The sequence below is a fragment of the Candidatus Chromulinivoraceae bacterium genome (assembly GCA_035478595.1).
Lineage (GTDB): Bacteria > Patescibacteriota > Saccharimonadia > Saccharimonadales > Saccharimonadaceae > CAMLKC01.
Genome location: DATIJL010000011.1, coordinates 40,170 through 63,259, shown reverse-complemented (window position 1 = coordinate 63,259; position 23,090 = coordinate 40,170). Strand labels below are relative to the sequence as shown.

Below are 23,090 nucleotides of genomic sequence, written 5' to 3'. Positions count from 1 at the left end.
TATGACGCGTAAGAAAATCCTAAACGTCCTCTATCAGAGTAACGATGCTTATGCGATGGTGAGCGGAATCTCTATTGTTTCGCTTTTAGAAAACAATAAACATCTAGATGAGGTTAATGTTTTTTACTGTGACTACGAGATAAGCAAAGTAAACCGTAATAAACTAGCAAAACTCGTGAGCGCGTATAAAAATGCAACCCTAGAGTTTATTGATTCCAAGCCATACCACGATACATTTAAAGAGCTTAATGTTAAACCATGGCATGGATTTTATATTACGTGGTTAAAGCTTTTGGCGTTTGGTGATGTTAGGCTAAAAACCGACCGCATATTGTTTATTAACGGACACACTATCATAAATGGCGCACTGGATGAGCTTATTGAGCTTGATTTTGAAGATAATATTATGGCTCTTAGTTACGATTGTCTACTGAATGACCATAAAAAAACCATTGGTCTGCAAGAGAATGACGGTTACTATAACTGCGGTATCATGCTAATTAACCAGAAGAAATGGCTTAAGGACTCGATTGATGCCAAGATTAAACAGCACCTACAAGAGAAGAGCGACTATGTTATTGCCGATCAAGATCTTTGCAACACCATGTTTAAAGGCAAAATTAAACTGCTTGGCGTTACTTATAATTTTTCAAGTGCGTACTATGCCTATGATTTAAAAAGGCTACTAAAAATCAATAACCTTGAACCTTCTTATTTTTATAGCTACGAGCAGATTATGGAAGAGTACTATAGTCCTAAAATGGTTCATTCCCTGTTTGGTATTAAAGGCAAGCCATGGGAGGAAGGCAATGACCATCCGCAGCGATATTTATGGAATAAATATCTTAAGCTAACTCCATGGAAAAATGCCAAGCGTCCTGAGGCAGTCGTTACGACTAACTGGCGCCTCTACAATTTGTTACCGAATGTGCTGTTTATGCAGCTTTATAAGATAGCAGTCGCAAAGAAGTTTGCTAAATAATACTAGTTTAGTGCTCGATGGAGCCGTGAAGTGACGCGCCAAGCAGCTGCGCGAGCGGCTTTGTTCCAACCGAGTTTTTTGAACTCGCTGGCAAGATGATCGTAGACCTCGTCTTCTTCGTCAAATCGTACGCCACCTTTAGACTTTTCAACGCTAGATAGCGACTTGGCAAAACGACGATACTGAAAAGTGGTTGCTGTATCAAAATAGAGTCTGCCGCCGTCTTTAATAATGTCCATTTCTAACACGACATCCTCGGCGATTTTATAGCGATCATTAAAACCATATTTTTTAATGGTGGCTGTTTTCCAAAGTATAGAAGGGAAATAAAGCCAGTTACCATGACTTAACGAGGCCGCGAGTTTTTCTCCTTGATATATGCCCGATTTTTTAGGTTGAAGAAAGCGCTTAATTCTATCGCCAAGAGGCAGATAGACAGTACCGTCGCCATCCATCACATCGACAGAAGGTTGATAAAAATCGGCTTCACCAATATTTTTAAGCGCTGTCTCTAGATAGTTTGGCAGCATAATATCGTCACATCCCAACAGGATGCAGTAGGGTGCTTTAGCCTTTTTAACAGCGTAGTTGAAATTTTTGGTAATGCCAATGTTTTTAGGATGGCGGTAGTAGGTAATGCGCTTGTCCTTTAGGTTGGCAAAATACTTGGCGGGTTCATCTGATGGGTAGCAATCGTCAAGAACAAACAGATGCCAATCTTTTTCTGTCTGAGCTACCACGGATTCCACCGCTTTTTTAAGTAGTTCAACATCACCCCAAAAGGTAAGAAGAATATCAGCTTTTGCCATTTGATAACCTTATGGAAATCTCTTGGTGAAGATCACGGATAAGGCGCTCACTGCGTTCGATTTTGCGCCGATGATCGTTGATGATGTAAATAAGATAGAGGATTGCTGTTGTCTGGACGATGTCGAACAAACTTAGTTCGCGCGAATCAAGAAGAGTGTGCCCTGACCATAAGTTGTAGGCGGGAAAAGATCCGATAAGAACGATTAGGATAGCTATCCACCAAATAATTTGAAAACGAAATCGCTTGGGTTCGACCCTTTTCATCTTATATTGGGTAATGATATTAACGAGGGCAAGAATGATAATAGGAAGGTTAAGTAGGACTAAAATGATATATCTCATTCAAAAATCTCGGTTATTCGGCGTCTAATAAGTGCCTTTAGAATATTTATGCCGTTCCAGTTATTCTGGCCACTTACGCGGTGTACAGAGGTTGAGTAGTCTGTATAAATAGCTTTAATAGGATACTCGCCCATATTGAGGCCAATTTGTTTGGCGCGCCAGAGCATCTCGGAACAGAACTCGTAGCCGCTGGTTTTCCAGCGAAGTTTTTCAAGCGCTCGCCTAGAAAAAATGCGAAGACCGGACTGCGAATCGGTAGAATTGACGCCGAAAAGTAGATAGGTAATGAAGCTGAGGCCTTTATTACCCAGAACTTTTACGCGTGACATACCTTTTTTATCTATAAGACGACTGCCAATGAGCAGGTCGGCATCTTGCTTAATGAGCTCGTCAATGCCGCGGAATGCATCCTTAACGTCATGCTGGCCGTCCGCATCCATAGTAACGGCAATATCAAAACCGTTCTGTTCGGCATAACTTAGGCCGGTTGCGACCGCGCCACCTTGGCCGGTATTAAGAACATGGTCAATCACTTTAGCGCCATGTTTTTTTGCAATACTACTTGTATTGTCTTTTGATCCATCGTTAACAACAACAACTTCGCCGGTATAGAGTGAGGAACCGAGAGTTTTCATTGCCTCTGTGACAAGCTGCCCAATTACTTCACCTTCGTTCCATGCGGGTAGGATTATGCACACTCGTACTGGCGATTTTTTCTTCATTGTGTTTTATTATATCAAAAAAGCAGATATATGAGGATCTACTTAAGGAGACTGGCAAGATATTCGCCATAGCCAGATTTTTTGAGAGCATCAGCGTGTTCTAGGAGTTGTTCGTTAGAGATATATCCCTCTCGGAATGCAACCTCTTCTGGGCTGCCGATAATCATGCCTGTACGGCGTTGAATGGCGCGAATGTAGTCTGCTGCATCGGTCATAGAGTCGATAGTGCCTGTATCAAGCCACGCATCGCCACGATCCAATGTTTTAACGGTTAATTTACCACGTTTCAGGTACTCTTCGTTAACAGAAGTAATTTCAAGTTCACCGCGATCACTTGGTTTTACGTCTTTAGCAATTTCAATGACGTCGTTATCGTAAAAGTAGAGGCCAACAACGGCAAAATCTGACTTTGGCTCTTTTGGTTTCTCCTCGATAGAAATTGCCACATTATCGTCATTGAATTCTACGACACCATAGCGCTCTGGGTCTGATACACGATAGGCAAATACGGTGCCGCCGTCTGGATTCACGCAGCCCTTAAGCGACTGGCCGAGGTCTGAGCCATGGAAAATATTATCGCCAAGAACAAGCGCAACCTTGTCGTTGCCAATAAATTCCTCACCGATAATAAAGGCTTGAGCGAGGCCATCGGGGGTTGGTTGTACGGCATATTGAAGCTGGAGACCCCATTGTGATCCATTGCCAAGAAGCCGTTGAAATTGCGACTGGTCTTCGGGTGTAGTGATGATAAGAATATCACGAATACCGGCAAGCATGAGTGTGGTAAGCGGATAATATACCATCGGCTTGTCGTAAATCGGCATGAGCTGTTTAGAAATACCTTTTGTAATGGGCCACAAACGTGAGCCTGACCCACCGGCTAAAATAATACCCTTCATAAAATCTCCTCGCAAAAGATTATTGTTGATCTAAGTAGTGATGCAGTGCCTCTGTCCAATCCCTTGGAGTGAAACCTGTAGTCTTTATTTTAGCAAGATTAAGAGTACTTTGTAAGGGACGAGGTGCGATACCTTCCTTGCCTTCGTAGTATTTTGCTGTTGTAACAGAAGTGATATCTGTTGTGTTTTTACCAACGATTTCAAAAACATGTTTGGCAATTTCTGCCCAGCTTACAGACTCACCTTCGTTAGATACGTTGTAGGTACCGTATGGAGATTTCGAAGTAATAAGATGCACGATAGCCCGAGCAAGATCGTCGGCAAACGTAAGGCGGCCTATCTGATCGTCTACGACGCTAGGCTTAATATCGCGCTCCGCGAGGGATTTCATGGTAAGTACAAAGTTATTACCTTCGCCAACGACCCAACTAGTACGAACAAGGTAGTGCTTTGGTACGGTTTTTGTAATAAGTTCGCCGGCCGCCTTGCTTTGCGCATAGACGCCGAGCGGGCTAAGCTGTTCATCTTCGTCGTGTATGGCGACTGTGCCGTCAAAAACGTAGTCAGATGAAACGTTCACAAATGTAATACCGTACTCGGTAGCGACTTTCGCGAGTTGTTCCACGCCAACGCCGTTAACTTGCCAGGCTGCTTTTTTGCCTTCGGGCGTTTCTGCAGTATCGACAGCCGTGTACGCAGCGGCATTGATGATGGTGCTGTAATTGCGCCAGTGACGGGCGCCTTGTAGGTCTGAGGTGATATCTAGCTCATCACGATCAGCAAACTCGGCATGTGGAAAGACCTTTTGGAGTGCTTTACCAAGCTGACCATTACTACCAGTGATAAGAATTTTCTTAGCAGGTATAGGCGTAATATCCTTAAACATCGGGTGGTTTTTATCTTTTTCGGATAGTTCGCATTGATCAAGCGGAATTGGCCATGTAATGCCAAGCTCAGGATCCGCAGCGTTGATGTAGGTATAGCTTGCATCTGGGTACCAGTGGTCGTTTACAAGGTAGGAATAAACAGTGTTGTCCTCTAGTGTGAGGTAGGAGTTTGCAACACCTGCGGGTACAAAGATCGCTTTACTTGCATCAATCTCTGTAGTGAAGGTTGTGCCATAAGTGGGGCTATCTTCGCGAATATCAACCCACGCACCAAAAAAACTACCATTACCAACTGAAATAAACTTATCCCATGGCTCGGCATGGATACCACGCAAAACACCCTTTTTGTTGTTGAACGAAAAGTTATTTTGAACAGGACCAAAATCGGGCAGACCGAGAGTGGTCATCTTTTGACGTTGCCAGTTTTCCTTAAACCAACCACGATTATCACCAAAAATAGCTAAATCAAAGATTATAAGCCCGGGAATGGGGGTATCGATTTTTTTAAGTTCTTTACTAAATTCAAGGGGAGCTTTTTCAGACATATTTCTATTATACCAATCTATTGCCTATCTAAATATGTAAATGCTAAAAGAAGTGCGGCAATACTTTCGGTGTTAGCGATCTCTTCACTAAAGATCATTTTTTTAATGGTGGTGATAGGGAATTTGCGTATGGCTGCGATGTCCTCTTCTTCATCGATATGATTGGTGTTTGCTGTAAGCTGCCGTGCAAGACAGATTGATGTTTTGAACGTCGTCATACCAGCCGCAGTACGAGCACGGGAAAGAGTTATAATTTCACCAGCGTCTAATCCAGCTTCTTCAAGTAATTCTCGTTTTGCAGCCACCTCAGGTGGTTCGCCATCCGTTCTACCTGCAACGCACTGCCAGGCTAGTTCGCGGGTTGTGTAATGTTCTTGCTGAACGATATACACGTTGCCTTCATCATCAACGGGCACCACAAAAACGGCATCGCTTTTAGATTCGACGACGCCGTATAGACCGTCTTGCCCATTAGGACGGATGATTTGATCTTCGCGGACTTTTAACCAGGGATTCTCGTAAACAATTTTGGAACTTTTTGTTTGCCAGGATCCCATAGGGTTATTGGCCTTTTTCTGCGTAAGCAGCTTCTACTTTGGCTTTTTCGTTCTTCCACCACTCATCATTTCCGGTATACCACTCGATAGTTGCTTTTAAGCCTTCCCGCATATCGGTATATTGGGGCGTCCAGCCAAGTTCGTCGCGTAGCTTGTTGGCATCGATTGCATAGCGGAGGTCGTGACCTGGGCGGTCGTTAACGTGCTCGTAATCGTTTTTGTCCCTGCCCATGAGTTCGAGAATGGTTTCGATAATATATTTGTTGTTCTCTTCACCATTCGCGCCAATAAGGTACGTTTCGCCGCTCTGGCCTTTATCGATAATGGTATGTACGGCGCTATTGTGGTCGTCCACATGAATCCAGTCGCGAACATTAAGGCCATCGCCGTATAGTTTTGGCTTGATGTCGCTCAAAATATTAGTAATTTGGCGTGGAATAAACTTTTCGATGTGCTGGTATGGGCCATAGTTGTTTGAACAGTTGGAGATAGTGGCATGAATACCGAATGAGCGTACCCAGGCGCGGACCAAAAGGTCGGAGCCGGCCTTGGTTGAAGAGTATGGGCTGCTTGGGTTGTATGGTGTTTTAGGCGTGAACTTGTTTGGATCGTCGAGTTCCAAATCACCATAAACCTCATCGGTACTAATATGGTGGAGGCGTTTGCCGTGTTTGCGTACGGCTTCAAGAATAGTGGCGGTGCCAACCAGGTTGGTTTGAATAAATGGCCATGGGTCACGAAGCGAATTGTCGTTGTGTGACTCGGCGGCAAAGTGCACGACAATGTCGGTTTCACCGATAAGCTTGTCCATTAGTTCTTTGTCACAGATGTCGCCCGTGACAAAATCAATCTGATTGAGAATAGCCTTAAGGCTGTCGGGATTACCCGCATAAGTAAGTTTATCTACTACTGTTACTTGATATTCAGGGCGGTTCTTGAGTGTGTGATGCACAAAGTTTGCCCCAATAAACCCTGCGCCACCTGTTACGAGAAGTTTTTTCTTATCCATGTCTGTAGTATATAACGAGTTGCTTATAAAAAGCTGTTGTATTATTCAGAGGCAAATAGTTAGTTATTTTTTACAACAACGCTATTTTCGTGAATCATATCTCGCAGTTTAAGGAACGCAGCACGCGGTGTGGGTAGAAAAATATCATTCGGGTCGATCAAATCAACCGATGCAAACTCTGCTTTTGCGACGTCATCTTCTGGTGCTATAACAGGATTGCCCTTTGTGCGAGCGACAAAAATGGTAGTGTGGACATCGAGCATTTCGCCTTGATACTCGTAACGATCAAGACCATTTAAAAGAAATTCGGGCGTCGTGTAGTCGGTTGGTTTTAGGCCAAGCTCTTCTTCCATTTCACGAACGGCACAATCTGTAGCTGTCTCGGCGCCGTCGCAAAATCCGCCGGGTGAATCGAGCGCGCCTTTACCAGGTTCTTGCGCGCGCGTAGCTACTAGAACCTCGTTCTTATCATTAAGTAGCCAAATGCCAGCAGCAGGCGAGGCGTTAGCAAAAAGTGTGTGGCCGTTTTTGCATGTATATACGTGGTCTTTTACGTGAGTGAGGGGTGTGCCGCAGCGACGACAAAAGTTCATTTCCATAGTGTCTATTGTAGCCTTCTCCACTAGAATATGGTGTTGTAAAAATAAAGAACAGAGGTAGGCTGGCGTAGCGTAAGAATGGACTGGTATAATCTAAAAGACGTAACTCGTAAAAGAGAGGGATATATGTCGCTACAGTCTGAACTTGATGAATTAGGGAAAAGAATCGCCAGTTTTCATAAACCACAACCTATTACCAACGAGGAGTGGCAAGCGTTTGCGGATAAAACTGTTGTAGTACTAATGGCCGGTGGTGAAAGTAGCCGTTTTAGTGCTGTACTGGATGGTACCGAGGCTCATAAAACAGCGTTTGAACTTCCGAACGGCGACACCATGATAGAAATGACGCTTCGTATGTATCGAGACGCCGGTATTAAGAAGTTTGTCGCGGCCGTTTCACATAACGCTCGGAGTATTGAAGCACGAATAGGAGATGGTTCGTCATTTGGCGTAGAGATCACCTATAGCCATGATCCTGAGCATCCAGTAGGAAAGGGCGGTGCTGTTCGACACGCTCTAGAAAATGGATCAATTCCCGAGGATCATAACCTTATTGTCGTTAACCCGGACGATGTTGTCCTTAACTTCCCTGGTTCGTTCCCGCGCTATATGTGTGAAGCGCATATAGAGGGCTTAAAGCAAGGGAAGCTGGCAACGGCAGTACTTGGTACGGGTCAGGCATCTCCGGCAACGGGGATGATGGTGAAAGATAATGCTGTCATAGATACGCAGATGTATCCATTTATTCCTATACCCGCCCACGCCGGTATGACAGTATTTTCGCCTGAGGTCTTTCCACGATTTAGAGAGCTATTTAGCCTAGAGGAAAAAACGGACTTTGAAAGTGTGCTCTTTCCTCTCCTCGCGAATGAAAATACACTTTGGTCTGCAGGGCTTACGGAGGGTCTATGGATTGCGGTCAATGACCTTAAAAGCTACAAGTTGTTTATTAAGACGCTAGAAGAAGGTGGTCATATTTAGAGTTCGAACAGCTACGTACATGCCGGTGCATTAGACTTTTTATAAGGGGGACATATGTGCGGAATAGTCGGTTATATCGGAAAACGTGAAGCGCAGGACATGCTAACGAGTGGATTGAGGCGGCTGGAATATCGGGGATATGACTCTGCCGGCATTGTAACGCTCGATACTAAAAAGCATGCCACACTTTTACGTGCTAAGGGTAAAGTAAGTGAGCTTGGCAAGTTAGTAGCGGCTCACGAAGCAAAGGACGCTATTGGTATTGGTCACACTCGTTGGGCAACACATGGCGAACCGTCCGAGATAAATGCGCATCCGCATAAGGCTGGCGATATTTACCTGGTCCATAACGGTATTATTGAAAACTATAAAGATTTGCGGGCTGAGTTAAATAAGCACACATTTGCAAGCCAAACGGATAGCGAGGTGCTGACGGCTTTAATTGATTCTCTTTATGGTAAAGATACAAAACTAGAAGACGCCGTGGCGCAGGCGTTAAAACTTGTAGCAGGGACGTATGGCATTGCCGTTTTGTCTGTTCGCGAGCCGGAAAAAATCGTCGTTGCGAGGGCGGGAAGCCCCTTAATTATTGGTATAGGCAAGGAAGAGATATTTATCGCAAGTGATGCCTCTGCGCTAGTTGGCCACACGTCACAGGCGATTTATCTTAACGATGGCGAAATGGCAGTCTGCACTAAAGACGGTGTAGAGCTGCAAGATTTAGATGCCGTTCACATTTCGCCAAAAGTTGAGACGATTGAGGTGGACATACAGGCGATTCAAAAGCAGGGGTATGATCATTTTTTGCTTAAAGAAATTATGGAGCAGCCCACTACTCTGCGCTCAACTTTAAACGGGCGGGTAATTCCGGACGAAAAGCGGGTTCAGCTCGGTGGTCTTAATATGACGACTGAAGAGTTGCGAATGGTCGAGCATGTGGTGATTATAGGTTGCGGCACGGCGTATTATGCTGGCCTTTTGGCGTCGTATTATATTGAACAACTGTTAGACGACGTTATGGTAGAGGTTGCCGTGGCATCGGAGCTTCGCTATAGATCGTTTCATCTACCTAAAAATAGTGTCGCGCTTGTTGTGTCGCAGTCGGGTGAGACGGCTGATACACTTGCCTGCCTCCGTGAAATTAAACGTCGCGGCGTGAAAACGCTTGGCATTGTTAACGCCGTAGGCTCTACAATTGCCCGCGAAGTTGACGGTGGTGTATATGTACATGCCGGTCCGGAGATCTCAGTGGCCAGTACTAAGGCCTTTACGTCGCAGGTAGCTGCCATGACTATGTTTGCCTTGCAAGTGGCGCAGGCGCAAGGTGTCGGCCTGCAGACAACCAGCAAATACATTGAAGAACTGGCTATGTTGCCAAATGAAATCGAATCGGTGTTAAAAACTCATAAAGATGAGATTGCTAAGATCGCTAAGAAGTATGCAAAATACGAACATGCCCTTTATCTTGGTCGTGATACGCTCTTTCCGGTGGCGCTTGAAGGCGCGTTAAAACTAAAAGAGATATCGTACATACAAGCTGAGGGTTACGCGGCGGGCGAATTAAAACACGGTCCAATCGCGCTGATTGACGATAGGTTTTTTGAAGTTGTGTTACTTGCCGAGGGTTGGTTGTTTGACAAGTCAGTCAGCGGACTTGCTGAAATTAACGCCCGCGGCGGTCATGTTGTGGCTATCACTAATAGCAAAAAGCCGCTAGATGCTGACGTAACTATACAAGTCAAAACCCAGCTCGATGTCCTAGCTCCCATTGCCATGAATGTCGTTCAGCAGCTCTTTGCCTATTATATTGCGGTGTCTCGTGGAAACGATGTTGACCAGCCGCGAAATCTTGCCAAAAGTGTGACTGTAGAATAGCTTGTTTTTGCCAGCAAAAACCCCTACAATCACAGCATAAAGCAAGGGGATTCCATGGCAAAAAATAAAGACGAAGAAATAGCAGAAGAGGCAGAAAAAGAAACGCCAATAGAAGTTGAGCATGAACAGGAGCCTTCGACAGAACTTGATTCAGAATCATCTAAGTCTAATGAAGAAGAAACTTCACATGCAAGCGAACATTTGCATGTAGGCAAGCAGAACTGGTTTAAAAGACTGTGGTCTACAAAAAAGGGTAAGGCATTCGTTATTTTTCTAGCGCTGCTTGTCATTGCCGGAGTGCTTTGTGCTGTCCCGACTACCCGCTACGGTATTTTAGGTAATTTTGTAAAAAAGAGCGTACATGTGGTGGTTACCGATGCCGAAACGAAGAAACCTGTTAGCCAGGCAGATATCTCGATTGCCGGAAAAACCGCAAAAACATCTGCAACAGGTGAAGCCGATGTTGCGAATGTTCCGGTGGGACAATACACGCTGAAGGTAGCTAAAAATTACTATAAAGATACCGAGCAGTCGTATACGGTTCCTATTTTAAGTGCGCCAAAATCGCTTGCTATTAGCTCTACGGCAACGGGGCGCCAAGTATCTATAAAAGTTACCAATGTTATTACAAAGGCAGCGCTTGCCAAGGCAAATATTACAGTTGGCAATACGTCTGCCTTAACAGATGATCAGGGTATGGTAAGCATCGTACTGCCGACAGACAAGTCAATACTAAGTGGAACAGTAAACCTAGATGGCTACAACCAAAGTTCAGTTGCCGTTACAGTGACGGACCAGCCAGATAAAAACAACTTCACTTTAACGCCAGCTGGCAGTGTGTACTATCTAAGTAATCAAACAGGCGTACTGAATGTTATGAAGTCAAATCTGGATGGCACAAATAGTGCAGTAGTTGTAAAAGCAACTGGCAATGAAGATTCGAACAATACCTCCCTTCTTGCATCGCGCGACTGGAAATATCTTGCCTTTCTTTCACACCGTACAAACGACCAGGCGGGTCAGCTCTATCTTGTAGATACGCAAACGGGCGCTGTTAAGGTTATTGATCAAGGTGATGTAAGCATGGGTCTTGTAGGATGGTCCGGGCACCACTTTATTTACAATGTGTACCGTAACAATGTTCAATATTGGCAAGCTAATCGACAAGCTTTGAAGAGCTACGATGCAGAAACTGGAACACTAACAACAATAGATCAGAACGCTTCGATAGGTGATCAATACAATAACCTCGTTGCTTCGATAAACACACCCTACATTGTAAATGACAAGGTTATCTACACAATTTCATGGTCTGCTAACGGCTCCTATTACTACAGTAACCAAGCTTCAGAAAATAAAATTGCGATTATGAGCGTAAATCCTGACGGTAGTAGCAAACAGCGTATAAAAGATTTTGATATGCAGCGTTATGGAGATATACAACCACGCTTACAGTTGCCGCAAACTCTTTACTATAAAGTTTCTATCGATGGTGGAGATGCTAAGTATTATTCGTATAATGGAACGGTTGCAGATTTGAATATATCTCAGGCGCAATTTTATAGCCAATCAAATACATATCTCTTATCCCCTGATGGCACTCATACATTCTGGTCGGACTACAGAGATGGCAAGAATACTCTGCTTGTAGGTGATAAAAATGCAAGTAACCCACAAACCATTGCCTCGCTATCTGACTATACTGCGTACGGATGGTTCAGCAATGACTACATCTTGCTATCTAAAGGTGGAAGCGAACTTTATATTGCATCAGCACACAGTCCATTGTCGGCTACAAACCAGCTGCTAAAAGTCACGAACTACTACAAGCCGGGCTATAACTATCCAGGTGGATACGGCTCTAGCTACGGAGCGATGTAGTTATTTGGTAGGTGGAATAGCGTCGTAAACAACCTTGCGGATTTTGGTAAGGAACATTCCCTTATCAAACCGCTTGGCCTTACGGCGCAACGTGCCGGGTAGAAAGTCAATCTGCTCGGCTTTTTTGATGGCGTCTACAATAGCATTAACCGATTGTTCGTAAAACAATACTCCGCTTTCGCCGTCTTGCACAATATCTAATGCGCCAGCCTTACCATAGGTTATAACGGGTGCGCCGGCGGCAAGTGCCTCTACCTGCACAATGCCAAAATCTTCCTCTGCTGCGTAAATCCAACCTTTGGCGTGGTTAAGTGCCTTCCCAAGCTCAGCGTCAGAGGCATCGCCAAAGCGATCGGTATAAAAAGATACGGTTGGTCCGGCAATCTTTGTAAGATCATCGTGGGCTGGTCCATTACCGAACACCTTTAGTGGCGCGCCAAGCTTGGTGCAAGCAGCAACCACTAAGTCGTATCGTTTATAGGGCAATTGGCGTCCCATGGTCATGTAATAGTTGCCACGTGTGCGTGCAGGTTCAAAACGATCTACATCAACAGGCGGGTGAATAACAGTCGATGGTTTACCGTAATATTTTTTAATGCGTTTTTGGGTTTCGGTAGAGTTTGCTATAAACACATCGACATTTTGCGCGGCTTCGTAATCGAGCTTGCGTTGATGAGGCACAAATAAGGGGATAAGCAGACGAACGAGTGGGTCCAGTTTGCCGTAGCCTGGGTGTTTACGATATTCATCGTAGTGACTCCAATAGTAGCGCGCTGGCGTGTGGCAGTACGATATAAGTACCTGGCCTGGGCGGGTCTTGCGAACCTGGTTGGCGTTAAGGTAGGAGCTCGTGATGATAATGTCGAACTCGCTTAAGTCGAGATCGCGAAACGCCTTTACTTGAAGAGTCGGGAAGAGCTTGTACATTTTGCGGATTTTTTTAGGGAACTTTTGCAGCCAAGTTGTTCGCACATCAAGCTTTTTAAATTCTGGCAGTACCTGATCTTCATCATAAATAGCCGTGTAAATTGGTGCATCTGGAAATGCCTGGTGAAGCTCGTACACAACACGCTCGGCGCCACCCATGACAGTCAAAAATTCACAAACAATGGCGATTTTTGGCTGTTTCATTTATTTTGCTCCGCGTTTACGAAAAACCACAGCGACGGTTTTAAAGAGGATTTTAATATCGAGCCAAAAGCTCCAGTTTTGTGCATAAAATAACTCAAGTTCAATACGCTCATCAAAGCTTAAGTTGCTGCGGCCTGATACTTGCCATAGGCCTGTTACGCCGGATTTTACACTATGCAGCAGGGCGGTGCGGGTAGGCGAGAAGTTAGTTTCTTGCGGCAAAATAGGGCGTGGGCCGACAAGGCTTAAATCGCCACGCAGTACGTTAAATAACTGTGGCAGTTCATCGAGCGATGAGGCGCGAAGGAACCGACCAAATTTAGTAATGCGGGGATCATTTTCAACCTTACGATTTTTTTCATATTCCTTTGCTAAGTCTTCTCGTCCCATTTCGCGGAATTCAACTGCAGCATCGCGACCACCGTATTTTGCACTCATACTTCGGAATTTAATAAGATCGACAGGCTCAGAGAACTTACTGAGGCGTTTACTTACGTAGAAAATTGGTCCTGGGTTAAAAATACTCTGTAGAATGATAAGAATAAGAAAAACGGGTGAGAGGATAAAGACAAGAAGAAATGACACGATAGCGTCAAACACCTGCTTGGCAATAGCACCCCAGCCGATAAGCGGCGTCTGACTAACAGAGATCATTGGGTATCCTAGAAAAACATCAACAGTATTTTTGCCAGCGTAAAATTCTGGCTCGCCAGGAATAAAACTGTAACTAATATGATTAATAAGGGCCGCACTTAAGATCTTTTGATTACGCTCGCTAGAATCCGACAAGTCCGTCTGGATAATAGTACTGATTCTCAGCTCTTTAATATGATCGAGAGCCTGCTCAGCGGAAGTGAAGTGGCGTACTTCAAGTCCCGGCGGTATCGCTTTTTTTGGGCCTGCAATGGCGACGATTTTATAACCGCTATGATAGGTGTCTGAAAGGTTGTCGGCAATATCACGAGTAGCTGGAGAATTACCGATAATTAGTACACGACTGGTGCCTCGGTTGCGATAAAACAGCCAACTTCGAACCACCCGCAAGAATTCACGCTCTAAAAGAACCATTACAAAAGAGATGCCAAATCCATACGCGGCAACGAGACGTGCAGGAAAGATATGCTTGCCGGTTACGTATTCCCAGCCAATGATAAGAAGAATGCCAATAAACGCGCCAATAGCAATCTTGCCCCATTCAACCAGGCGACGGTTATATACGTTTGCTTGGTAAAGGCCAAGCGAAGTGAAAACTAATATCCAGAACGGTGCAATAAATAGAAAACTAGTAAAGTACTCTATAGCGTAGATAGGGGCTACGAGGGGGCGGGGATCGTACTGCACACGTACAATATAGGCAAGGCCAAACGCTATAATAAGCACCAGAAAATCGGCGATCATAAGTATAAGGCTATAGAATTTAGTGTTTTTAGACGGCATCTATGGCTGTTATTATACCATTTTTCCGCTACACTAGAGTTAATGAAACCCACACGTCTTGAAAAAACGTATCTTGGACTACTGATGGTAATCTTTGGTGGCATTGTGCTGCACGCACCTTTAAGCGTTAGTCTTGGGGTGATATTCTCTCATTTTGAACTGTTTATAAAGTCATGGAAAGAGATCCTCATGGTTATAGCGGTTCCTCTTGCAGTAGTTGTTATCCATCGTCGACGTTTATGGAAAGAGCTATGGAGTGATTGGTTATCTCGACTCATTGCTGCGTTTGCCGCGCTCCACTTCATTCTGATTGCCATTTTCTACCAAGGTGCAGCTGCGACAGCGGCAGGTCTTGCCATCGATCTGCGCTATTTGCTCTTCTTTTGCTTGGTCTATGTTGCCATTCGGGCATATCCACAGTACCGAAAGCTGTTTGTACAAATTGGTATTGCCGGCGCATCCATAGTAGTAGGTTTTGCCGCTTTACAACTATTTCTGCCGGCAGATATCCTCTCTCATATCGGCTATGGCAAAAACACTATCGAACCATACCTTACAGTAGATAAAAATCCAAATTATATTCGTGAAAACAGCACACTACGCGGGCCAAACCCGTTAGGGGCGTATGGTGCTATGGTGTTGGCATTTGTGACGGCCGCATGGGTGCGAAAACGAGAAAGGTTTACATCTACTAAAATTCGGATTGGTGTGGTTGTTTTGGCAATATGTGCCGCTATTTCTGTGTGGGTGAGTTACTCGCGCAGTGCACTCATTGCGGCTATTATTATGGTCGCAATAGTTTTGTTTGTTTCGGTTATGCGCAAAGTACCACCAAAGGCTTGGGTGCTTACTTTTGCAATTGTTTTTGCTATAGCCGGTGGCGTATTCGCTGCTAAGGGAACATCTTTTGTCTCTAATGTTATTCTCCACGAAAACCCGAATGGTGGTAGTTCAATCAGCTCTAATGCAGGACACGCCAGCTCACTTGCAAACGGTGTCACGCAGTTGGTTCATCAGCCACTTGGTCAAGGTGTGGGCAGTACTGGTTCGGCGTCTCTCTTTAGTGGCAGTCCTGAAATTATTGAAAACCAATATTTATTTGTTGCACACGAAGCTGGTTGGTTCGGACTCGTACTATTTAGTAGTATCTCGGCTTTAGTACTTATAAAGTCTTGGCGACGTCGTGCGGATTGGCTGGCGCTTGGAGTGTTTGCAAGCGGTATCGGTATGCTGTTTATCGGGCTACTCCTACCTGTATGGGTAGATGACACGGTATCTATTATTTGGTGGGGATTAGCGGCAGTTGCAATAGGAGGAGAATATGCTCGAAAGTCGTCCAAGTAAAAAGCAGCAAGAGCTATTCGAGTATATTAGCGGCTTCATAAAGGGCAACGGCTACGGCCCTAGTTACCGCGAGATCATGCGAGCGCTCGACTATAAATCTGTCTCTACGGTTGCTGTGCACGTAGATGGTCTCATTGCCTGTGGTAAGCTTCGCAAAGAAGATAACTCTGCCCGTTCACTTGAAGTTGTCTCGGAAGGTATAGAGAAGTCGACTGACATCGAACACATTATGTGGCTAGAACGTGAGCTGAAGAAGCGTCTGGAAAAAGGCACTGAACGGGCAAAGCGCGAAGCGATAGTGCTACAAAATGCACTAAAAATATTACATCCTAGCGATGAGTCAAAAACCACACCACAGCTAAAATAATCAAGCTTATAGGAACGACAATGAGCGAAAACTTCTTAAGGAACTTTTTGTCACTTATTCTTTTGAGCATGTAATGTAGTGTTCGCTTAGCCCACATAAATTCCAATGACAACACGCTGAGTGAAGCAAGAAGAAGTAATATGCCAAGGTCGGAAACCGGTGAAAAAGTGACGACAAGCCCGACCACCCCCATAACAAGGGAGAGGATAGTAATACTAATCTGTGCAAAACGGGGGAGTCGCAGGTAACCTGTCTGGCGTGCTTCTAAAAAAGTAACTATTTTTTCCATATGTATCCTTATTGTACTGAACAAATCCTTAAAGTATCCCCAAAATGTTTTACAATGAGGCATTATTCAAAACCCCTTGACCAATCAGTTACGTAGAAGGTATAATAACCGTTGTATTCCGGCATAGCTCAGTGGTAGAGCGGATCGCTGTTAACGATTAGGTCGCTGGTTCGAGCCCAGCTGCCGGAGCCATAGAACTTATGCTTAAAGAGCTTCATCAAGAAGTTCTTTTTGTTTCCGAATTATATTGAGGATGGAATGGATGAGCCGGTATAATTTAATTGACTTATCTACAATATTATGCTAATGTTTTACGTAGAAAGTTAAAAAAATAAAGAACAAACACCAATGAAACGAGACTTCCTGCCTACAACCGAACAGCCAAATCATAATCCTGGCTCAGATCGAGTTCCCTCGCATGAGCTTGAGCGAGCGAAACTGCATTCTCTCGAAACAGAGGACGGCGTAGAGAGCAATCCAGAAGTGGTTAATATCATGCAATTATTACTCGAACGTGGCGCAACTGTCGAGCCTGGGACGCAGATTATTGAATCTCCTTTTGACGATGACATGTTGTATGACGTGACGCACTTCTACGGTGTTGAGACGGAACTGCCCCAAGGAACTGCACGTTACACAGTCCGAGCCTGGGAACGCACCTTTAGCGATGAGGATCGTGTTAGGATTATTGGCACTAGGGATAGACTTGGCCTTCCGTCAGATAGCCATGAGGAATTTCTACGAACCCAGGGTGCAAAGGGTATCTTGGTTGTATCTAGCCTGACGGATAAGGCTGATGGTAATCTGAGAAAAAGCGAGAGGACTCTTAGCTACGTTCAGCACGAGACTGGTGTTCCTGCAATTATTCATACGGAAAGTGGGGAATTTAATCCTAACATTCCAGAATCTTTAACAAATCTGCTAGTTACCCCCGAAAAGCTTTCCGGAGATCCAATAACACTTGAAGATGCTAGATTAGAGGGTGACATTACCCGTAAAGAGTTCAAGGGAGATCCCGAAGACACGTTCGTTAAGCGTGCTCTTGGAAAGATCGGCATTAGGCGAAGAAAGGCATAGTATGCAACACGAACATACATCCCCCCAACACAATACGCAAGAAAAATCTCCTACCTCAACTGAACTGCTCAATTCCCTGAGCGATCGCTTTAGGAGTGGCGAAACGCCACACTCTCTTGATGAGCTACAAGAGCTAGCCGACGTTGTTAATGCCGATGGCGAGGAGCAAGGTTTTTCAAAGGCCCGATCGTACATAGAAGCTGGTGGTGAACTTATTATGATCGCACGCAAGAAAGGTGATACGCCAAGCTGGTGGGAAGAACCTAAGGTAGACAAAACGTGTCGAATTTTATTTGACGATAAGATCGTAGATATAACAATACCTCCTGAATGGCAGCGCCGCACGCTTAAGTTCAGGTCCGACGACGCACCAGAGGACGCTATCTATGACGTCACTGACGTAGATGTGGATAACCTCCCTGAAGATATGAAGCTGCTGGTTGATAAATTTGGACCAAAGCTTACGCGAGTAGTAGCAATGGATGTTTCGTCGCCGTATGACGTGGAGCCAAACTCCATACCTGGTGTTGCGGTCGGCCTTGGTGATATTAGCAAGAGTATAGCCCGACAAGAAAAGGCTGAGTTTATTCACGCAGAAGATGAGGCATACCGTACTGAAGGTGAAGCTAATCTTGCTGCACAACGTGTTAAGAAGGGATTATTTATGAGCGCTAAAAAACTAGTCGCTTTGCAGGATCAGGCATATAAGGATTCAATTCAGGAGTCGAAGAAGCGTCGTTAGAGTTGCGAAGTATGTCCACTAGTGAGAGTCAGACCAAGCAGCTAGATTAGGTGACCAGGTTCCATGACCAGTCCCTCATTTGAGGCAATAAAAAACACTCATGCTAAGATGTTAATGCAAAGAAACAGTCCCGAACTGGTACCGTACGGTGGGCTTTTACAGAAAGAATATGGGCCGGTTTTACATAACGAAGAGTAGAGGACCTATGAATGATCGAACATACCAGTTGCATCATCGTCCTTGTAGCGCTTCAGTGAATCAGAAAAGATAATTTCATCAGGAGCGGACAATTTTGAGAGTCTTTCTGCTTTGGCCAGATATTGCCTAGCCTTTGGTTCGCTACCAAAGTAGCCAACGATCGCCTTCCAATGTTCGCCCCTTGGACTAGTAGCAGCCTTGATAATTGCAGTACAATCGAGGATAGACTCACCTCGGCTATCCTCTTCGACACCTTGACGTTTACCGCCGAGATATTTGCAGAAGGCTAGCCCCATACTTTCGACGGTTATCGTCTTTTCCAGCACTATTTCATGCACCCAGCTATCACCAAAGTCATAGGTATAGTACATTTTTTTGCGTTCCGGCGTTATCCATACTCCTAACTTCTCAGCACGCTCATCACAGTAGTAATTGTGTGGATATGGGAATTTTTGAGGCAACGGTGCGCCAGCATGCTCAATCTCCGAGCTGGGGTCAATATCTAATACTTCCAGTATGTACCTATCCTCGTTAATTTTTGAGGCTGTGGCAAAACCATGCAGGTGACAATCTTCCCACCCGAATAGATCCTGAATGATGCTATGCAAGTCCCAAAACGAGCAGTCGGCTCGAACGTGTATTCGCCGCCAGATAGGTGGGCGTGAATCGCGTAGAGAAATCTTAAGTTGCAGTAATTCTATGGGGTAACCGTTAGTTTGTGTGGTCATATATTAACTCCTTTGAATCTAAAGCTTGTTATATACCCGTTTACGCTGTTTGAATTGCCGATCTAAAAAGGGAATCTGCTTGTCGTGGTAGTCGATTAATACTTTTGGGCTATCACTGTGCATGAGCCGACCGACGTATTGGGTGGTTTTGGCCTCAAGGGCGAACGGGAAAGCGAAGATCAATGCCTGGATATTAGGTACATGCATACCTTCACCAATTATCTGGCCCGTAGCCAATAACACTTGATAATGTCCAGCCTCAATTTGCGCCAACTTAGATGTACGACTGGCTGCCGAGTCGTCACCAGTAAAGATCATCGTTTCGCATTGACCTTTGAGGTATAGCTCTAAAATCTTCAGGTGTTCTTTGCGCTCGCTGAGCACCAACACCTTACGCTTTAGGGCAACTTGTTTAAGCGCGTCTTTGATTACGAGCTCATTTCGCTTCGTGTCGTAGCTAATAACCTTGGCCACCAGATCAAAAGCATCAGTTTTCCAGTTAAAGGGGATAGCTAGGCCTGTTTCTCGAATGACAACGTCAAACTTCTTGCTAGTTGCGGGTTGATTGATATCCTTAAAGTCAGCCATATTCGCGATAATATCGCCAATATAAACATAGATAAGCTGCTCGTCATTGTGCTTTCTTTTAGGTGTAGCTGTTAAGCCATACAGAAATTCGGGGTTAAGGCTGGCGATAACATCCCTGAACGTTTTGGCAGGAATATGATGACACTCATCGACAATAATCGTGCCGAATTTGTCACGTAGCTCGCTCAGATCTTTACTGCGAGCAAAGCTTTGCAGCAGTCCAACAGTAATTTCCTTGCCAGCAGACTTTTTCGCACTCGAGTAACGACCGATTTGGGCCTTTGGAATATTTAGATATTGCTGGATCCGGTCCACCCACTGATCAAGGATCTGTTTACGATGGACAAGTACGAGTGATGGTTTTTTGTGTCGAGCAATTAATTCCATACCCATCATCGTCTTGCCGCTGCCTGGAGGCGCGACGATAACGCCTTGTTTTTCGATCATCGCAGCTGATACTATCTGTTCTTGTTGTTCGTTCAGCTTGATTTGACTTTTGAATTTGAGATTATCAAACTTTGGCGTGATAAAACTAATGCTGTACTCAATATTATTTTCATACAAAAACTTGAGCAACCTTGAGAGAAAACCGCGAGGCAATGACACCGTTTTATCAGACTCATCGATCAAACGGAAGTATTTTTGCACCTGATACAGTGATACACCAAACCGCTTTTTGGTGAGGTATTCACTGTTTAGGAAATTAAGTTCTTCTTTGAGGTAACCGACCAGTGCTCCGCTGAGCTGCGCTTTATTAAACGTGATATTTTGACCAACGGAAATCTTTAATCTTTTGTTTTTGATAGGTGCAGTCACATCATCAATCGTTGCGCCAATCGCTTTATCATAGGCTGCATCAAGCTCCTTGATTGAGTAGCGTTGGGCAGTTTTTAGGATTTCAAACTGGTCTTCGTAAGGAATGCCCGTGCTGGGATTAATGAACACCGTGTTGCCGCCGCGGGCTGATTCACCCTGAAAGGGTAACGCGATCAGATTACCAAATCCATCCTTAACAATGGCGTCCTGATTGGGGAATAGTCGATCAAAGCTGGCTTCTTTATCGAAGGCCGACAGCTTTAAGATTTTACGCACTACCTCGAGTCCGATAGCTCTGGCTTTGTGGCAGGGATAGGCATCTTCAAAGAAAACCCAGACGTGACCGCCATTACCCGACCTTGACCGTTCTATGTATGCCGACAAACCAAGCTTGGCTATCTCCACCCGATAATTCTGGCAGTCTTTGAGCCAATTCTCTTTATCAAAATCAGCTGCCAGAAAATATGAAGTGTTGTCTTGAAGAATGGGATAGATACCGACTGTAATCTGGCCGGTGAGATGTTTCAGGATAATTTCATCGGTTAATGGCGTGGGTTTCTTGTTTTTGAATGTTGCCATTCTGCCACCATTGGCTTTGTGAGCATTGAACTCATCCCAGTTAAGCGTATGCTCAGGAAAATACGCACCAGTTGTTGGGCTACGTTTCGCAAATACGTCGTCACGTCCCCTGAACAGTGATCGATAAAGTCTGATCTTATCGCTAGGCTGCATGGTTGCAACTTTCTGTAACGTGTACTTCTTCCAAATCCTCAGCCGTCAATATGCTTTCAAGCTGGATACCTGGAATTGCGACGTTGATTGCTTTGGTATTCATCAACGAATCCTCCATGTTATTTCAGGTATATCTTAGAGAATTTTTTGCCATCAATAATTTGCAGCACTGATCCATCACCAAACGGGGTACCGTCTGGCATTGTAGAGAACGTATCTATACACCACACTCCACTTTTAACCTCATAACAAGTATCGGTAGGAGTATGCCCAAAAACTTGAGGCGTATCCTTGTACGTAATACTGCCCCCGGGTCTTGCCCAAATAGGGCTCATGTCATTCCATAGGCCAGTCGCATCTTTTAGGCCAGACCACTCATTGGCTATGCCGGCGTGAGAATAGGTAACGCCATCAATTTCGATAATAACAGGCAGGGCAGCAAGCCACACTTTCAGATTTTTATTTTCTGGGGCATTGATTAAAACTTGTGTGATAGGATTGTAGCCTGATTGCAATGAAGGCGTATCTTTGACATATATGTAGTCGTGATTGCCTGTAACTAGCTCGACCTTGTCTTGGTTTTTAGTCTGCAGATCTTTTAAAGTTCTCCAGGTGTTTAGGGTATCTTGCGGACTAGCGCTAAAGTCATCTGCGTAATCACCGCAGAAAATAACCTTATCGTAATCGTTAATGACTTTAGCGACTTTCTCAATAATCCAGATCTTCGTGTGGATGTCGCCAATTGCCAGTATTTTCCCCATGCCTAAAGTATATCCTGTAGATCACTAGTTACGACTGCTCATGCAATTTGCGTATACGTTCACGTACCGATTCTTGGTACTTGGTAGGGTTTTGCATCTGGTGATATGCACGAACAGCAATAACCTCAAAGCGATCGTCATCCACAAGATACACAATCGCTACTTTGTGGTTTTCCATCTGAACTTTGCGCACATCCGGATCGTCTTTGAATAAGGCATTGGCTCGTGGCAAGTTTTCCAAGTTCGTTACGGTTTCCATCGCTTCTTCAAAAAACTTCACCGCCGATTTAGCATCCACCAGCTCTTCATAAAATGCCATCAGCTCGGCAATATCGTTCTCAGCATCTTCTGTAAGATTGACGCTATACTTTTGCACCAGCAAGCTCCTGATATTTTTTTAGAATATCTTTCTTGGCTATGCTTAGTGGTATACGATTTTTAGGATTTTTAGCAAGTTTAATGCGTCGTTCCAATTCAAGCAGGAACTCTGGGCTGTTTTCATTTACACTAATAACTTTGCTATTACTCATACTTTTTATTGTATCACATTTCATACATAAAATATATGCAAAAATTTGACAAATTACAGGGGTACGCTAAAGTGAAGCGAGCCTAATATTTAGGCGGTAGAAGTGTTTGGTTCGAATCCAGTTTTAGGGAGCCAAAATCATTATACTTAAAGAACTTCATCAAGAAGTTCTTTTTGTTTTGTATAATCCCGAAAAGGATAAGGAATGATCGGTCGAAATGTAACTAATTCCTCTCTATGTTGTTACTAGTGGCATTCTTGG

At 44.5% G+C, this 23,090-nt stretch carries 24 protein-coding genes and 1 tRNA gene; 9 read left to right on the top strand and 16 right to left on the bottom strand.

From position 1 onward, the window contains the following. The first annotated feature begins 1 nt into the window (after position 1). Positions 2-982 carry a glycosyltransferase gene (locus VLG36_03215; GenBank protein ID HSW77781.1) on the top strand — a complete coding sequence of 327 codons (981 nt, stop codon included), beginning with the start codon at positions 2-4 and terminating at the stop codon, positions 980-982. Positions 983-984: 2 nt separating this feature from the next. Here the strand turns inward: VLG36_03215 and VLG36_03210 are convergent, their stop codons facing one another. Genes VLG36_03210 through VLG36_03175 form a run of 8 tightly spaced genes read right to left on the bottom strand, consistent with a single transcriptional unit; the run spans position 985 to position 7,352 of the window. Beyond that, on the bottom strand, positions 985-1,791 hold the full coding sequence (locus VLG36_03210) for a glycosyltransferase family 2 protein (protein HSW77780.1): 807 nt from the start codon (positions 1,789-1,791) through the stop codon (positions 985-987). Next, positions 1,778-2,134 carry a hypothetical protein gene (locus VLG36_03205; protein ID HSW77779.1) on the bottom strand — a complete coding sequence of 119 codons (357 nt, stop codon included), beginning with the start codon at positions 2,132-2,134 and terminating at the stop codon, positions 1,778-1,780. Before VLG36_03205 ends, VLG36_03210 begins: the two co-directional genes overlap by 14 nt. Next, a complete protein-coding gene (locus VLG36_03200; protein ID HSW77778.1) occupies positions 2,131-2,856 on the bottom strand; it encodes a glycosyltransferase family 2 protein in 726 nt (241 codons plus the stop codon). The genes VLG36_03205 and VLG36_03200 overlap by 4 nt, the downstream gene beginning before the upstream one ends. A gap of 38 nt (positions 2,857-2,894) precedes the next feature. Then, a complete protein-coding gene (rfbA, locus tag VLG36_03195; protein ID HSW77777.1) occupies positions 2,895-3,755 on the bottom strand; it encodes a glucose-1-phosphate thymidylyltransferase RfbA in 861 nt (286 codons plus the stop codon). Positions 3,756-3,774: 19 nt separating this feature from the next. Then, entirely contained in the window at positions 3,775-5,187 is a 1,413-nt protein-coding gene (locus VLG36_03190; protein HSW77776.1) for a bifunctional dTDP-4-dehydrorhamnose 3,5-epimerase family protein/NAD(P)-dependent oxidoreductase, read from the bottom strand. 17 nt (positions 5,188-5,204) lie between these two features. Further along, positions 5,205-5,744: an NUDIX hydrolase gene (locus VLG36_03185; GenBank protein ID HSW77775.1), complete on the bottom strand. Its 540-nt coding sequence runs from the start codon at positions 5,742-5,744 to the stop codon at positions 5,205-5,207. A gap of 4 nt (positions 5,745-5,748) precedes the next feature. Continuing rightward, the gene (gene rfbB, locus VLG36_03180) at positions 5,749-6,753 is read right to left on the bottom strand and encodes a dTDP-glucose 4,6-dehydratase (protein ID HSW77774.1); all 1,005 of its coding nucleotides are present in this window, start codon (positions 6,751-6,753) and stop codon (positions 5,749-5,751) included. 59 nt (positions 6,754-6,812) lie between these two features. Next, positions 6,813-7,352 carry an NUDIX domain-containing protein gene (locus VLG36_03175; protein HSW77773.1) on the bottom strand — a complete coding sequence of 180 codons (540 nt, stop codon included), beginning with the start codon at positions 7,350-7,352 and terminating at the stop codon, positions 6,813-6,815. A gap of 78 nt (positions 7,353-7,430) precedes the next feature. Here VLG36_03175 and VLG36_03170 point away from each other — a divergent pair, with 78 nt between their 5' ends. Genes VLG36_03170 through VLG36_03160 form a run of 3 tightly spaced genes read left to right on the top strand, consistent with a single transcriptional unit; the run spans position 7,431 to position 12,089 of the window. Beyond that, entirely contained in the window at positions 7,431-8,333 is a 903-nt protein-coding gene (locus VLG36_03170; protein ID HSW77772.1) for a sugar phosphate nucleotidyltransferase, read from the top strand. Positions 8,334-8,387: 54 nt separating this feature from the next. Continuing rightward, positions 8,388-10,208, top strand: a complete 1,821-nt coding sequence (gene glmS, locus VLG36_03165) for a glutamine--fructose-6-phosphate transaminase (isomerizing) (protein HSW77771.1) — start codon at positions 8,388-8,390, stop codon at positions 10,206-10,208. Positions 10,209-10,262: 54 nt separating this feature from the next. Continuing rightward, complete coding sequence (locus VLG36_03160) at positions 10,263-12,089, top strand: carboxypeptidase regulatory-like domain-containing protein (protein HSW77770.1); 1,827 nt, start codon at positions 10,263-10,265, stop codon at positions 12,087-12,089. Here the strand turns inward: VLG36_03160 and VLG36_03155 are convergent, their stop codons facing one another. Both VLG36_03155 and VLG36_03150 read right to left on the bottom strand, forming a co-directional pair. Next, positions 12,090-13,220, bottom strand: a complete 1,131-nt coding sequence (locus VLG36_03155) for a glycosyltransferase (protein ID HSW77769.1) — start codon at positions 13,218-13,220, stop codon at positions 12,090-12,092. Continuing rightward, positions 13,221-14,657, bottom strand: coding sequence for a sugar transferase (locus tag VLG36_03150; protein ID HSW77768.1), 1,437 nt, complete (start codon positions 14,655-14,657; stop codon positions 13,221-13,223). Between the two features lie 42 nt (positions 14,658-14,699). On the opposite strand from VLG36_03150, the gene VLG36_03145 reads away from it, so the two are divergent. Next, positions 14,700-16,001: a hypothetical protein gene (locus tag VLG36_03145; protein ID HSW77767.1), complete on the top strand. Its 1,302-nt coding sequence runs from the start codon at positions 14,700-14,702 to the stop codon at positions 15,999-16,001. Further along, positions 15,979-16,368 (top strand): hypothetical protein, encoded by a 390-nt coding sequence (locus VLG36_03140; GenBank protein ID HSW77766.1) that lies wholly within the window; start codon positions 15,979-15,981, stop codon positions 16,366-16,368. The genes VLG36_03145 and VLG36_03140 overlap by 23 nt, the downstream gene beginning before the upstream one ends. On the opposite strand, the gene VLG36_03135 is transcribed toward VLG36_03140, so the two are convergent. Then, entirely contained in the window at positions 16,331-16,657 is a 327-nt protein-coding gene (locus VLG36_03135) for a PGPGW domain-containing protein (GenBank protein ID HSW77765.1), read from the bottom strand. The genes VLG36_03140 and VLG36_03135 overlap by 38 nt on opposite strands. A gap of 117 nt (positions 16,658-16,774) precedes the next feature. On the opposite strand from VLG36_03135, the gene VLG36_03130 reads away from it, so the two are divergent. The 3 genes from VLG36_03130 (at position 16,775) to VLG36_03120 (ending at position 18,476) form a co-directional block, all read left to right on the top strand. Further along, a tRNA-Asn gene (locus tag VLG36_03130) sits at positions 16,775-16,849 on the top strand. 156 nt (positions 16,850-17,005) lie between these two features. Further along, positions 17,006-17,734: a hypothetical protein gene (locus VLG36_03125; GenBank protein ID HSW77764.1), complete on the top strand. Its 729-nt coding sequence runs from the start codon at positions 17,006-17,008 to the stop codon at positions 17,732-17,734. Position 17,735: 1 nt separating this feature from the next. Then, positions 17,736-18,476 carry a hypothetical protein gene (locus VLG36_03120; GenBank protein ID HSW77763.1) on the top strand — a complete coding sequence of 247 codons (741 nt, stop codon included), beginning with the start codon at positions 17,736-17,738 and terminating at the stop codon, positions 18,474-18,476. Between the two features lie 203 nt (positions 18,477-18,679). Here VLG36_03120 and VLG36_03115 read toward each other — a convergent pair whose 3' ends face one another. From VLG36_03115 to VLG36_03095, 5 genes are all read right to left on the bottom strand, one after another. Next, a complete protein-coding gene (locus VLG36_03115) occupies positions 18,680-19,402 on the bottom strand; it encodes a plasmid pRiA4b ORF-3 family protein (GenBank protein HSW77762.1) in 723 nt (240 codons plus the stop codon). Between the two features lie 18 nt (positions 19,403-19,420). Continuing rightward, positions 19,421-21,538 carry a DEAD/DEAH box helicase family protein gene (locus tag VLG36_03110; GenBank protein ID HSW77761.1) on the bottom strand — a complete coding sequence of 706 codons (2,118 nt, stop codon included), beginning with the start codon at positions 21,536-21,538 and terminating at the stop codon, positions 19,421-19,423. 119 nt (positions 21,539-21,657) lie between these two features. Continuing rightward, a complete protein-coding gene (locus VLG36_03105; GenBank protein ID HSW77760.1) occupies positions 21,658-22,299 on the bottom strand; it encodes a metallophosphoesterase in 642 nt (213 codons plus the stop codon). A 28-nt stretch (positions 22,300-22,327) separates the two neighbouring features. Further along, positions 22,328-22,675: a type II toxin-antitoxin system RelE/ParE family toxin gene (locus VLG36_03100; protein ID HSW77759.1), complete on the bottom strand. Its 348-nt coding sequence runs from the start codon at positions 22,673-22,675 to the stop codon at positions 22,328-22,330. Beyond that, positions 22,662-22,829 carry a hypothetical protein gene (locus VLG36_03095; protein ID HSW77758.1) on the bottom strand — a complete coding sequence of 56 codons (168 nt, stop codon included), beginning with the start codon at positions 22,827-22,829 and terminating at the stop codon, positions 22,662-22,664. Before VLG36_03095 ends, VLG36_03100 begins: the two co-directional genes overlap by 14 nt. Positions 22,830-23,090: the final 261 nt, after the last annotated feature.

Excerpts from the sequence above, each read along its gene's own strand:
- VLG36_03215 (HSW77781.1), top strand. The coding sequence starts at position 2 with ATGACGCGTAAGAAAATCCTAAACGTCCTCTATCAGAGTAACGATGCT.
- VLG36_03210 (HSW77780.1), bottom strand. The coding sequence starts at position 1,791 with ATGGCAAAAGCTGATATTCTTCTTACCTTTTGGGGTGATGTTGAACTA.
- VLG36_03205 (HSW77779.1), bottom strand. The coding sequence starts at position 2,134 with ATGAGATATATCATTTTAGTCCTACTTAACCTTCCTATTATCATTCTT.
- VLG36_03200 (HSW77778.1), bottom strand. The coding sequence starts at position 2,856 with ATGAAGAAAAAATCGCCAGTACGAGTGTGCATAATCCTACCCGCATGG.
- rfbA (HSW77777.1), bottom strand. The coding sequence starts at position 3,755 with ATGAAGGGTATTATTTTAGCCGGTGGGTCAGGCTCACGTTTGTGGCCC.
- VLG36_03190 (HSW77776.1), bottom strand. The coding sequence starts at position 5,187 with ATGTCTGAAAAAGCTCCCCTTGAATTTAGTAAAGAACTTAAAAAAATC.
- VLG36_03185 (HSW77775.1), bottom strand. The coding sequence starts at position 5,744 with ATGGGATCCTGGCAAACAAAAAGTTCCAAAATTGTTTACGAGAATCCC.
- rfbB (HSW77774.1), bottom strand. The coding sequence starts at position 6,753 with ATGGATAAGAAAAAACTTCTCGTAACAGGTGGCGCAGGGTTTATTGGG.
- VLG36_03175 (HSW77773.1), bottom strand. The coding sequence starts at position 7,352 with ATGGAAATGAACTTTTGTCGTCGCTGCGGCACACCCCTCACTCACGTA.
- VLG36_03170 (HSW77772.1), top strand. The coding sequence starts at position 7,431 with ATGGACTGGTATAATCTAAAAGACGTAACTCGTAAAAGAGAGGGATAT.
- glmS (HSW77771.1), top strand. The coding sequence starts at position 8,388 with ATGTGCGGAATAGTCGGTTATATCGGAAAACGTGAAGCGCAGGACATG.
- VLG36_03160 (HSW77770.1), top strand. The coding sequence starts at position 10,263 with ATGGCAAAAAATAAAGACGAAGAAATAGCAGAAGAGGCAGAAAAAGAA.
- VLG36_03155 (HSW77769.1), bottom strand. The coding sequence starts at position 13,220 with ATGAAACAGCCAAAAATCGCCATTGTTTGTGAATTTTTGACTGTCATG.
- VLG36_03150 (HSW77768.1), bottom strand. The coding sequence starts at position 14,657 with ATGCCGTCTAAAAACACTAAATTCTATAGCCTTATACTTATGATCGCC.
- VLG36_03145 (HSW77767.1), top strand. The coding sequence starts at position 14,700 with ATGAAACCCACACGTCTTGAAAAAACGTATCTTGGACTACTGATGGTA.
- VLG36_03140 (HSW77766.1), top strand. The coding sequence starts at position 15,979 with ATGCTCGAAAGTCGTCCAAGTAAAAAGCAGCAAGAGCTATTCGAGTAT.
- VLG36_03135 (HSW77765.1), bottom strand. The coding sequence starts at position 16,657 with ATGGAAAAAATAGTTACTTTTTTAGAAGCACGCCAGACAGGTTACCTG.
- VLG36_03125 (HSW77764.1), top strand. The coding sequence starts at position 17,006 with ATGAAACGAGACTTCCTGCCTACAACCGAACAGCCAAATCATAATCCT.
- VLG36_03120 (HSW77763.1), top strand. The coding sequence starts at position 17,736 with ATGCAACACGAACATACATCCCCCCAACACAATACGCAAGAAAAATCT.
- VLG36_03115 (HSW77762.1), bottom strand. The coding sequence starts at position 19,402 with ATGACCACACAAACTAACGGTTACCCCATAGAATTACTGCAACTTAAG.
- VLG36_03110 (HSW77761.1), bottom strand. The coding sequence starts at position 21,538 with ATGCAGCCTAGCGATAAGATCAGACTTTATCGATCACTGTTCAGGGGA.
- VLG36_03105 (HSW77760.1), bottom strand. The coding sequence starts at position 22,299 with ATGGGGAAAATACTGGCAATTGGCGACATCCACACGAAGATCTGGATT.
- VLG36_03095 (HSW77758.1), bottom strand. The coding sequence starts at position 22,829 with ATGAGTAATAGCAAAGTTATTAGTGTAAATGAAAACAGCCCAGAGTTC.